Origin of the sequence: Streptomyces sp. NPDC051172 (assembly GCF_040682555.1) — a bacterium.
GTDB lineage: Bacteria > Actinomycetota > Actinomycetes > Streptomycetales > Streptomycetaceae > Streptomyces.
Window position 1 is genome coordinate 17917 of record NZ_JBFBBE010000022.1, and the last position, 10949, is coordinate 28865.

General features: G+C 72.2%; 12 protein-coding genes. 8 read left to right on the top strand and 4 right to left on the bottom strand.

Annotated elements, in window-relative coordinates:
• Window positions 1–2: 2 nt before the first annotated feature.
• Together AB0N07_RS15885 and AB0N07_RS15890 are read right to left on the bottom strand one after the other, a co-directional pair.
• Window positions 3–350 carry a VOC family protein gene (locus AB0N07_RS15885; RefSeq protein WP_099932448.1) on the bottom strand — a complete coding sequence of 116 codons (348 nt, stop codon included), beginning with the start codon at window positions 348–350 and terminating at the stop codon, window positions 3–5.
• Window positions 351–440: 90 nt separating this feature from the next.
• Window positions 441–989 carry a hemerythrin domain-containing protein gene (locus AB0N07_RS15890; protein ID WP_365835212.1) on the bottom strand — a complete coding sequence of 183 codons (549 nt, stop codon included), beginning with the start codon at window positions 987–989 and terminating at the stop codon, window positions 441–443.
• A 147-nt stretch (window positions 990–1136) separates the two neighbouring features.
• On the opposite strand from AB0N07_RS15890, the gene AB0N07_RS15895 reads away from it, so the two are divergent.
• Window positions 1137–1670, top strand: coding sequence for a phage holin family protein (locus AB0N07_RS15895; protein WP_365835214.1), 534 nt, complete (start codon window positions 1137–1139; stop codon window positions 1668–1670).
• 30 nt (window positions 1671–1700) lie between these two features.
• Window positions 1701–2714 carry an SDR family oxidoreductase gene (locus AB0N07_RS15900; RefSeq protein WP_365835395.1) on the top strand — a complete coding sequence of 338 codons (1014 nt, stop codon included), beginning with the start codon at window positions 1701–1703 and terminating at the stop codon, window positions 2712–2714.
• Between the two features lie 4 nt (window positions 2715–2718).
• Here AB0N07_RS15900 and AB0N07_RS15905 read toward each other — a convergent pair whose 3' ends face one another.
• Window positions 2719–3810, bottom strand: coding sequence for an enolase C-terminal domain-like protein (locus AB0N07_RS15905; protein WP_365835216.1), 1092 nt, complete (start codon window positions 3808–3810; stop codon window positions 2719–2721).
• Between the two features lie 10 nt (window positions 3811–3820).
• Entirely contained in the window at window positions 3821–4780 is a 960-nt protein-coding gene (locus AB0N07_RS15910; RefSeq protein WP_365835218.1) for an LLM class F420-dependent oxidoreductase, read from the bottom strand.
• 143 nt (window positions 4781–4923) lie between these two features.
• On the opposite strand from AB0N07_RS15910, the gene AB0N07_RS15915 reads away from it, so the two are divergent.
• Genes AB0N07_RS15915 through AB0N07_RS15940 form a run of 6 tightly spaced genes read left to right on the top strand, consistent with a single transcriptional unit; the run spans window position 4924 to window position 10948 of the window.
• Window positions 4924–6501 carry an NAD(P)/FAD-dependent oxidoreductase gene (locus AB0N07_RS15915; RefSeq protein WP_365835220.1) on the top strand — a complete coding sequence of 526 codons (1578 nt, stop codon included), beginning with the start codon at window positions 4924–4926 and terminating at the stop codon, window positions 6499–6501.
• A complete protein-coding gene (locus tag AB0N07_RS15920) occupies window positions 6498–8354 on the top strand; it encodes a transketolase (RefSeq protein ID WP_365835222.1) in 1857 nt (618 codons plus the stop codon). Before AB0N07_RS15915 ends, AB0N07_RS15920 begins: the two co-directional genes overlap by 4 nt.
• On the top strand, window positions 8351–9313 hold the full coding sequence (ligD, locus tag AB0N07_RS15925) for a non-homologous end-joining DNA ligase (RefSeq protein WP_365835224.1): 963 nt from the start codon (window positions 8351–8353) through the stop codon (window positions 9311–9313). The genes AB0N07_RS15920 and ligD overlap by 4 nt, the downstream gene beginning before the upstream one ends.
• Window positions 9314–9358: 45 nt before the next feature.
• A complete protein-coding gene (locus AB0N07_RS15930) occupies window positions 9359–9703 on the top strand; it encodes a gas vesicle protein (RefSeq protein ID WP_365835226.1) in 345 nt (114 codons plus the stop codon).
• A 43-nt stretch (window positions 9704–9746) separates the two neighbouring features.
• Window positions 9747–10181, top strand: a complete 435-nt coding sequence (locus AB0N07_RS15935) for a gas vesicle structural protein GvpA (protein ID WP_365835228.1) — start codon at window positions 9747–9749, stop codon at window positions 10179–10181.
• Window positions 10178–10948 (top strand): GvpL/GvpF family gas vesicle protein, encoded by a 771-nt coding sequence (locus tag AB0N07_RS15940; RefSeq protein ID WP_365835230.1) that lies wholly within the window; start codon window positions 10178–10180, stop codon window positions 10946–10948. The genes AB0N07_RS15935 and AB0N07_RS15940 overlap by 4 nt, the downstream gene beginning before the upstream one ends.
• The last annotated feature ends 1 nt before the right edge of the window (window position 10949 follow it).

The window sequence follows — 10949 nt, forward strand, 5'->3', positions numbered from 1 at the left end:
ACCTACACGTTGCGGTCCACGTACTCGTACACCATGCCGTCCGGGTGCATCGCGATCAGGTTGCGGCCCCCCGGCGTGGGCACCGGGCCTGCGACGATGTGCGCGCCGAGTTCGGTGAGCACCCGGTGGGTCTCCTCGACGTCCTTGACGGCGATCGTGGCGGAGATCTTGCGCAGCACGTCCAGCTCCGCCGCGGGACCGCTCATCAGCAGGAAGCAGCCGACCGCGGCCACCTGGACGCCGCCGCGTTCGAAACGTTGGGCTCTGCCGCCCGCCAGACGTTCGTAGAACGGGACCGCGGTCTCCAGGTCGTCGACGCAGATGCGCAGCGTGGCTCCCAGAATGTCCATGCGCAGAGCCTAGTTGGGGCGGCCGGGCGAGGAGATCACTTCCGATCGTTTCGGGAGATCGTCCTCGGCCCGGCCGCCCCGCGGCGTGGATCAGCCCATCGCCTTGCGTACGACGTCACGCGTGCGGTCGATGACGGCCGCGACCGGGCCCACCGCCACGTTCTTCAGGGCGGTGTCGGTGCCCGGGTGCGGACGCGTGGGCGCCAGCGCCTCGGCCGCCTGCACGGCGCGGGCCAGGGTCTCCAGCCTGTCGCGGTCGGCGACCCGGTTGAAGTGGGCGAACTCGTACCGCTCCTCGTTGTCGGCGTGGGCGAGCACGTCCTGGCGCAGGGCCGCGAACTGGTCCAGGAACTCGGGCGAGTCCGGGTCCATGTCGTCCAGCCGGGACAGGGCAGCCTTGGCCTTCTCCTCCTCCTCGATCCGGTCCTTGACGACCAGCTCGCCGCCGTCGATGTTCTTGCGGGCGAAGGGATGGACGACCTCTTCCTCGGCGGTCTCGTGCACCGCGAGGAGTCGGACGAGGTCGTGGAAGTGCCGCTTGCGGTCCCTGCCCTTGGTGTTCGCCACCTCGTCGAACAGTTCTCGGATCCGGGTGTGCTGCCCCTTGAGCAGCTCCACCACATCGGTGCGCTCGGTCATCCTGCAACTCCTGTAGAGGGGTCTGTGAGGGTTTTGGTCGTGCGGTCGTGCGAGCGGGCCGGGTACCCGGCGGCCCTGGGCTGACGCACCGCTTTCCGGCCGTGACGGACCGCGTTATCCGTACGCCCGTACGGGTACTCGGCTCCCATGGAAGGCTTGGATCATCTGGAGCACCTGGACAGGCACCTGGTCGACGAGCTGGCGCAGGTGGCGCGCGAGACCGTGCGCGACGAACTGCGCGAACAGACTCGCAAGCAGCGGCGTAGGGCGATGCTGTACGCCGTGTCCGGAGCCGTCGCCCTGTACGCGGGCGCGGCCCTCGCACTCTCCATCGGACTGGCCCTCGCGATCGGCCTGCCCGACTGGGCCGCCGCGCTGATCACCGCGGTGATCCTCGGCGCCGTCGCCTACGTCCTGCGTGATGCGGCCCGGCCCTCCGCGTCCCGGGCCACACCGGAGCGGGAGGCGGTGCCGGCCGCCGCGAGCCAGGGCGACCCCGTCGTGGGCGGCCGTGCGCCCGCCGCGCCGCCGAGCGGACTCGGGGCGCCGTATCCGCCGGTGCCGCCGGTCGCACCGGGCGGGGCCGCGGGCGCACCCCTCGCGGGCGAACCGGGCGGTTCGGGCACCCCGGCGCCGCGCCCGGACGACATCGACCCCGAGCAGCCGCACCGCCGGGGGTGACGAGTCGTGCGCAGGCGTTTGGGGGTGCCCGTGCCGGGGGGCCGCAAAGCAGTCGTCGTGACCGGGGCCAGCGGCGGCGTGGGCCGGGCCACGGCCCTGGCCTTCGCCGCCCGGGGCGACCGGGTCGCCCTGCTGGCCCGGGGACGTGAGGGCCTCGCCGCGGCCGCCGACGAGGTGCAGCGCGCCGGGGGCGAGGCCCTCGTCGTCACCGTCGACATGGCCGACGCCAAGGCGGTCGACGACGCCGCCCAGCAGGTCGCCGACACGTTCGGGCACATCGACGTGTGGGTCAACAACGCCTTCGCCGGGGTGTTCGCGCCGTTCGCCCAGATCACCCCGGACGAATTCCGCCGGGTGACCGAAGTGACGTACCTGGGCTGTGTGTTCGGCACCCGGGCCGCGCTGCACCACATGCTGCCGCGCGACCGCGGCACGATCGTGCAGGTCGGGTCCGCCCTCGCTTACCGCGGGATTCCGCTGCAGTCGGCGTACTGCGGGGCCAAGCACGCGATCCAGGGGTTCAACGAGTCGCTGCGGTGCGAGCTGCTGCACAGCGGCACCGGGGTCCGTACGACGATGGTGCAGCTGCCCGCCCTCAACACCCCGCAGTTCGACTGGGTGTTGAGCCGGATGCCGGGGCGGGCCCGGCCGGTGGCGCCGGTGTTCCAGCCGGAGGTCGCGGCCCGGGCGATCGTGCACGCGGCCTCGCACGGGCGGCGGCGCGAGTACTGGGTCGGAAGTTCCACGGTGGCCACCCTGATCGCCAACGCGGTGGTTCCCGGAGCACTCGACCGCTATCTCGCCCGTACCGGCTTCGACGCCCAGCAGGACGAGGGCGAGCACGCCGAACTCGGCAATCTGTGGACCCCGGCGGACGGGGCGCACGGAAGGGACTTCGGCGCGCACGGACGGTTCGACGAGGAGTCCCGGCCGGACAGCGCGCAGGAGTGGATCTCCCGCAACCGCGGCCGGATGGGGGCGGCGCTCACCGTCGGCGCGGGCGCCCTGGCCGCACGGAGGCTGACCCGGCTCGCCCGCCGCTAGGGCATCAGCCGACCCGGTACTCCTCCACCTCGTCGGTCCGCAGGGTCAGCCCGTGGCCCAGGCCGTACGTCGGGCGCACCGTACCCCCCGTCGGATCCAGCGCCCCGTCGAAGAACATGTCCTCGATGCGTACGTGGTCGTGGAACCACTCCATGTGGCGCAGGTTGGGCAGCGAGGCGGCCGCCGCGGCGTGGGCGTGCGGGGCGCAGTGGGTGGAGACCTCCAGGCCGTGCGCCTGGGCGAGCGCGGCGGCGCGCAGGAACTCCGTGATGCCGCCGCAGCGCGTCGCGTCGATCTGCAGACAGTCGACCGAACCCGCCGCGATCATGCGGGCGAAGTAGGGCAGGCCGTAGCCGTACTCGCCGGCGGTCACATCGCACACCAGGGCGTCCCGGACCAGGCGCAGGCCCGTCAGGTCGTCCGAGGAGACCGGCTCCTCGAACCAGCCGACGCCGTGCTCGGCCAGGGCGCGGCCGACGCGGACGGCCTGTTTGCGGGTGTAGGCGCCGTTCGCGTCGACGTACAACTCGGCTTCGGGACCGATCACTTGGCGTGCCGCGTGGACGCGGGCCAGGTCCCGCGGGACCGCCCGGCCCCAGCTCTCCCCGATCTTGATCTTCACGCGCGGGATGTGCTGCCCGTGCACCCAGCCGTTCAGCTGCGCGGCCAGATGCGTGTCGTGGTACGTCGTGAAGCCGCCGCTGCCGTACACCGGGACCCGCTCGCGGCAGACCCCGAGCAGCCGGGCCAGGGGGAGTCCGAGGAGGCGGGCCTTGAGGTCCCACAGTGCGATGTCCACCGCGGAGATCGCGCCCGCGGCGACCCCGGGGCGGCCCGCGTTGCGGATGGAACGGCACATCGCGTCGTGCACGGACGGGATGTCGAGGGCGGAGCGGCCCTCGACCAGCGGGGCGAGCTGGTCGCGTATGAAGTCGCCGACCGTCGGCGGGCCGTAGGTCCAGCCCGTGCCGGTCTCGTCGCCGGTCGTCACCTCGGCAATCACCATGGTCGTGGAGTCCCAGGCCAGCGTGCCGTCGGCCTCGGGGGCGTCGGTCGGCACCGTGTAGACGGAGACGACGGGGCGGTGGAGTTTCATCGCGGCTTCCTCAGGACTGCTGCAGCTGCGGCAGCACCTTCGTACGGTAGAAGTCGAAGAACCCGCGCTGATCGGGGCCGATCTGGTTGACGTAGACCCGGTCGAAGCCCGCGTCGGCGAAGGCCTGCAGGGCCGAGACGTGCTCGTCGACGTCGTCCCCGCACACCGCCTTCTCGCGCACCATCTCCTCGGTGACCAGCGGCGCCAACTGCTCGAAATGCCTCGGCGAGGGCAGGATCTGGCCCATCTCGCCCGGCAGGAACTGGTTGAACCACCGCTTGTGCACCGTGCGCACGGCCTCGTCGCGGTCGGTGCCGTAGCAGAGCTTGGTACCGCCGATCACCGGCTTGCCGCCGCCACCGCCCTTGCGGAACTGCTCGACCATCGAGGCGTCCGGCATCATCGTGATGTAGCCGTCGCCGACCCGTCCCGCGAGCTGCGTCGCGGCCGGGCCGAAGCCGGAGATGTCGATCGGGACGGGCTCGTCGGGGACCGTGTACAGGCGGGCGTTCTCCACCGTGTAGTGGGTGCCGTGGTGGCTGACCTCCTCGCCGGTGAACAGGCGGCGCATGATCTGGACGGCCTCCTCCAGCATCTCCATGCGGATGTGCGCGGGCGGCCAGACGTGCCCGAGGATGTGCTCGTTCAGGGCCTCACCGGTGCCCACCCCGAGCCGGAACCGGCCGTTCAGCATCACCGCCGAGGTGGCCGCGGCCTGTGCGACCACCGCCGGGTGGATGCGCACGGTCGGGCAGGTGACCGCAGTCTCGACCGGCAGCGACACCGCCTCCGAGAGCGCGCCGATCACCGACCACACGAACGGGCTCTGGCCCTGCGTGTCGTTCCACGGATGGTAGTGGTCCGAGATCCACAGCGACTGGAATCCGGCCTGCTCCGCCATCCTCGCCTGTTCGACGAGTTCCGCGGGACCGAACTCCTCGCACGAGAGGAAGTAGCCGTACTCGGGCATGGGGGACACCTCCGGGAGGCAGTGGGCGATGGCCCGCTCCGGGTACCCGGCGCCCGCGGCGGAAACCGGCGGACGTTTGGGGGCCTTGGCCAGGGGGACGCGGAAGGCTCCGCACGACGTACGCGACAGCGCCGGAGGCGAACGTGAGTCGACCCCGCATCGTGATCGTCGGTGCCGGTTTCGCCGGGTACCGGACGGCCCGCGTCCTGTCCCGGCTGATGCGGCACAAGGCCGACGTCACCCTGCTGAACCCGACCGACTACTTCCTGTACCTGCCCCTGCTGCCCCAGGTCGCCGCGGGGATCCTGGAACCCCGCCGGGTGTCCGTGTCCCTGTCCGGCACCCTGCCGCACGTCCGGCTGGTGCTCGGCGAGGCCGACTCCGTCGACCTCGACGGGCAGCGCGTGCACTACACCGACCCGGAGGGCGAGGGCGGCACGCTGGCGTACGACCGGCTGGTGCTCGCCGTCGGCAGCGTCAACAAGCTGCTGCCGATTCCGGGGGTGGCCGAGTACGCGCACGGCTTCCGGGGGCTGCCCGAGGCGCTGTACCTGCGCGATCACGTCACCCGGCAGGTGGAACTCGCCGCCGCCGCGGACGACCCGAAGAGCTGCGCCGCGCGGTGCACCTTCGTGGTGGTCGGGGCCGGATACACCGGGACCGAGGTCGCCGCGCACGGGCAGATGTACACCGACGCACAGGTGCGCAAGCACCCGCTCCGGCAGGGGATACGCCCTCGCTGGATGCTGCTCGACATCGCGCCGCGCGTCCTGCCCGAGATGGACGAACGGCTCTCGCACACCGCCGACCGGGTGCTCCGCCGGCGGGGCGTCGACGTGCGCATGGGGACCTCCGTGAAGGAGGCCACGCCGGGCGGGGTCCTGCTGACCGACGGCGAGTTCGTCGACACCCGCACGCTGGTGTGGTGTGTGGGCGTACGGCCCGATCCGCTCGTCGAGTCCACCGGGCAGCCGCTGGAACGCGGCCGGCTCCTCGTCGACCCGCACCTCCAAGTGCCGGGCCGCCCCGAGGTGTTCGCGTGCGGCGACGCGGCCGCGGTGCCGGACCTCGACAACCCGGGGTCGTACACGCCGATGACCGCGCAGCACGCCTGGCGGCACGGCAAGGTCGCGGCGCAGAACGTCGCCGCGTCCCTGGGGGTCGGTGAACGGCGTGCCTACCGCCACCGCGACCTGGGCTTCGTCGTCGACCTCGGCGGCACGAAGGCCGCCGCCAACCCGCTCGGCATCCACCTGCCCGGCCCGCTGGCCGGAGCGGTCACCCGTGGCTACCACCTGGCAGCCATGCCCGGCAACCGCGTACGCGTCGCCGCGGACTGGCTCCTGGACGCCGTACTCCCGCGCCAGGCGGTCCAGTTGGGACTCGTCCGCTCCTGGTCGGTTCCCCTGGACACGGCCTCACCGGAACTGGCCCGAGTACCGGGCCGACCGGAACCCCGTTCCACGGCCGCAGCCGCCTCGGGCCCGGGTGCGGCCACAGAGACCGACACGACCGGGCACGGCACTCCGGCACCGGAGCAGACCACGGAGCCGGCGAAGAACCAGCCGGGTGGTGAGCCCGCGAAAAACCAGCCCGGTGGTGAGCCCCCCGAGGGTCAGCCGGTTTCTGAGCTCGGTGAGGAGCAGGCCGGTGGCGACGCGGCCGAACCCCCGGGCCCCGTGCAGCGACGTTCCGACAGCCCCGCGGAAGGAGACTCATGAATACCGACGAACTCGTCGAGCTCGCCCAGCAGTTGCGCGTGGACAGTGTCCGTGCAGCCGACGCCGCGGGGTCCGGGCATCCGACGTCCTCGATGTCCGCCGCTGATCTGATGGCCGTACTGTTCGCCCACCACTTCCGCTACGACTTCGACCGGCCCGCCCACCCCGGCAACGACCGTTTCGTGCTCTCCAAGGGGCACGCCTCGCCCCTTCTCTACGCCGCCTACAAGGCGGCCGGAGCCATCGAGGACGGCGAGCTGCTCACCTTCCGCAAGCTGGGCAGCCGCCTCGAGGGGCATCCGACGCCACGCAGGCTGCCCTGGGTCGAGACGGCCACCGGGTCGCTCGGCCAGGGGCTGCCCGTCGGCGTCGGCATCGCACTGGCCGGCAAGCGGCTGGACCGGGGCGGGTACCGCGTGTGGGTGCTGTGCGGGGACAGCGAGCTGGCCGAGGGGTCGATCTGGGAGGCCGCCGAGCACGCGGCGTACGAGCATCTGGACAACCTCACCGCGATCGTCGACGTGAACCGGCTGGGCCAGCGGGGACCGACCCGGCACGGGCACGACCTCGACGCCTACGCCCGCCGCTTCCAGGCCTTCGGCTGGCACACCATCGAGGTGGACGGGCATGACGTCGATGCCGTCGACCGCGCGTACGGCGAGGCGCTCTCGACCACCGGGCAGCCGACCGTGATCCTCGCCCGCACCCTCAAGGGCAGGGGCGTCAGCGCCGCCCAGGACCGCGAGGGAATGCACGGCAAGCCCCTCAAGGACGCCGACGAGGCGATCGCCGAACTCGGCGGCCTCCGCGACCTGCGGGTGTACGTCCACGAGCCGACCGCCACCCGTATGCTGCACGCCGTGCGCGCCGGGCACCTCGAACTGCCCCGCTGGGAGAAGGGCACCCCCGAGAAGGGTGTCGCCACCCGGGACGCCTACGGGCAGGCGCTCACCGCCCTCGGCACCGCGCGCAGCGATGTCGTGGCCCTCGACGGCGAGGTCGGCGACTCCACCCGGGCCGAGCTCTTCGCCAAGGAACATCCCGACCGGTACTTCGAGTGCTACATCGCCGAACAGCAGATGGTCGCCGCCGCGGTGGGCCTCGCCTCCCGCGGCTGGGTGCCGTACGCCGCCACGTTCGCGGCCTTCCTGACCCGCGCGTACGACTTCATACGCATGGCGTCCGTGAGCGGCGCCGGCATCAACCTCGTCGGCTCGCACGCGGGCATCGCCATCGGTCAGGACGGCCCGTCCCAGATGGGCCTGGAGGACCTGGCGATGATGCGGGCGGTGCACGGCTCGACCGTGCTGTACCCGTGCGACGCCAACCAGACCGCGCAGCTCGTCGCCGCGATGGCGGGCTGCGAGGGCATCCGGTATCTGCGCACCTCGCGCGGGGCGAGCCAGGTGATCTACGGCCCCGACGAGGAGTTCCCCATCGGCGGCAGCAAGGTACTGCGCTCCTCCCCGCACGACCGGCTGACCCTCGTCGCGGCCGGCGTCACCGTGGCCGAGGCGCTGGCCGCCGCCGACGCGCTGGACCGGGACGGCATCCAGGCCCGCGTCATCGACCTCTACTCGGTCAAGCCCGTCGACCGGCGCACCCTGCGCCGCGCCGCCGAGGACACCGACTGCCTGGTCACCGTGGAGGACCACCACGAGGAGGGCGGCCTCGGCGACGCCGTCCTGGACGCCTTCCTGGACGGGCGGCCGGTACCGCGACTGGTGCGCCTGGCCGTCCGTACGATGCCCGGCTCGGCCGCTCCGGACCAGCAGCTGCACGCCGCGGGCATCGACGCCGAGTCGATCGCGGCGGCCGGGAAACTGCTGGTGGAGGAGGCGGTCGTGCGGTGAGCGGCGACGTACGCACCGTGCGCGCCGGACGCCGCACCGTGGAGGTCCACCGGGCCGACAAGGTGCTCTTCCCCGGCAACGGCGACGGCCGCGAGAAGGAGTACACGAAGGGCGACCTCGTCGAGTACTACCGGTCCGCCGCCCCGTTCATGCTGCCCCATCTGCGCGGCCGCCCCCTGATGCTGGAACGGCATCCGGACGGCCTGGACGGCCCGCGCTTCATGCAGAAGAACACCCCCGACAACTATCCGGAGTGGATCAGCCGCATCGAGGTGCCCAAGGAGGGCGGCACCGTCTGCCACACCGTGTGCGACGACTCCGCCACCCTCCTCCACCTCGCCGACCAGGCCAGCCTCACCCTGCACCGCTGGCTGTCCCGGGTCGGCCGGCTCGACCGGCCCGACCGGATGGTCTTCGACCTGGACCCTCCCCCGGTGCCTGAAGGGCCTGGGGGGACCCCCAGGGACGACTTCGCGGCGGTGCGCGAGGCGGCCGTGCTGCTCGGGGAACTCCTCGACGAGCTGCAGCTCCCCTCGGGACTGATGACCACCGGCTCGCGCGGACTGCACGTCGTCGTGCCGCTGAACGGCCGGCACGACTTCGACGAGGTCCGCGAGTTCGCCCGCGACGTCGCCGACACCCTCGCCGGGGCCCACCCCGACCGGCTCACCACAGCCGCACGCAAGAAGCAGCGCGGCGACCGCCTCTACCTCGACGTCGGCCGCAACGCCTACGCGCAGACCGCGGTCGCGCCCCTCACCGTGCGCGCCCTCCCCGGCGCCCCCGTGGCCACCCCGATCACCTGGGACCAGCTGGACGACCCGGACCTCACCGCCCGCCGGTGGACCATCGCCGACGCCGTCGAGCAGGCCCGCACCGATCCCTGGGCCGCGATCATGGGCCGCGGCCGCGCCCTGGGACCGGCCCGGCGCAGGCTCGACGCGTTGCGTACCTCCTGAAGGTTTGGCCAGCGCCAATGCGGCCACCCGGTCACAGAGGTGGCCATGGCTGACACAAAAGACACCAGAAATTCGCAGAGTCCACGAAATACCGACAGAAAGAGTACGGCGGACAGGCGGCCGAACCCCATGGAGGTGCTACGCCAGGCGCGCATGCAGCTCGCGGAGCTGACCGGCATGTCTGCCGAGAGCGTCTCGTCCTTCGAACAGACGGAGGACGGCTGGTCCCTGGAGGTCGAGGTCCTCGAACTGGCCCGCGTGCCGGACACGATGAGCCTGATGGCGAGCTATCAGGTCGATCTGGACCCCGAGGGACAACTGACCGGCTACCGGCGCGTCCGCCGCTACGAACGCGGGCGAGCCGACGCACACAGGTCGGGCGGCCGCTAGGCCGCCTGCCCGGAACCTACTGAGACAAGGAGGCGCGGTCGGCATGACCGTTGTCCCGGCACAGCAGAGCGGTGGAGGCGGCGGCTCCAGCAGCCTTTATGACGTTCTGGAGCTCGTCCTTGACAGGGGTCTCGTGATCGACGCGTTCGTGCGGGTCTCCCTGGTCGGCATCGAGATCCTCAAGATCGACGTACGTGTCGTCGTGGCCAGCGTCGACACCTATCTGCGCTTCGCCGAGGCGTGCAACCGCCTCGACCTGGAAGCAGGACCGCACAAGAGCCCCGGCCTGCCCGACATGGTCGGAGAGATCACCGAGTCCGGCGCGCGCGGCAAGTCCAAGGGTGCGCTCTCCGGAGCGGCGGAGACCATCTCCGACGCCTTCCAGCAGGCACGTGGCGAGAGCCGCGAACGGGAGACCGAGTCCCGGCCGCGCGCCCGCAAGGCCACGTCCTCGCGCAGGAAGGAGGATCAGGAGTGAGCACGTACGTATACGGCATCACCGCGAGTTCACATCCCGCGCTCCCCGAGGACCTGACCGGTGTCGGCGACCCGCCCCGCCCGGTGCGCGTCCTCCAGGAGGGCGATCTGGCGGCTGTCGTGAGCGACGCCCCCGAGGGCCTGCGGCCCAAGCGCAAGGACCTGCTCGCCCACCAGGGCGTGCTCGCCGAGGCGGGCGCTGCCGGGCCGGTGCTGCCCATGCGGTTCGGCAGTGTGGCCCCGGACGACGACACGGTCACCGGTGTGCTCGCCGAACGCGCCGACCACTACAAGGAGCGGCTGCGCGCTCTGGAGGGCAAGGTCGAGTACAACGTCAAGGCCACCCACCAGGAAGAGGCCGTCCTGCACCGCGTGATGTCCGAGAACTCGGAGATCCGTGCCATGACCGAGGCCAACCGGCAGGCGGGCGGCGGCAGCTACGAACAGCGGCTGCGGCTCGGCGAGATGGTCGTCGCCGCGGTCAAGGCCCGGGAGGCCGAGGACGCGGCGGAGCTGCAGCGCGCCCTGGAACCGGCCGCCGACGCCGTGAGCGCGGGCCCCGAGTCCACCGGCTGGCTGCTCAATGTCTCCTTCCTCGTGGGGCGCGACTCCGCCGAGGCCTTCCTGGCGGAGGTGGAGCAGGTCCGCAAGAACCACCCGCACATCGAGCTGCGCGTCAACGGCCCGCTGCCGCCGTACAGCTTCGTCGAGCCCGGCCCCGCCGAGCACGCGGGCAGCTCCGCCGGCCCGGGCAGCGCTCAGGAGTGAG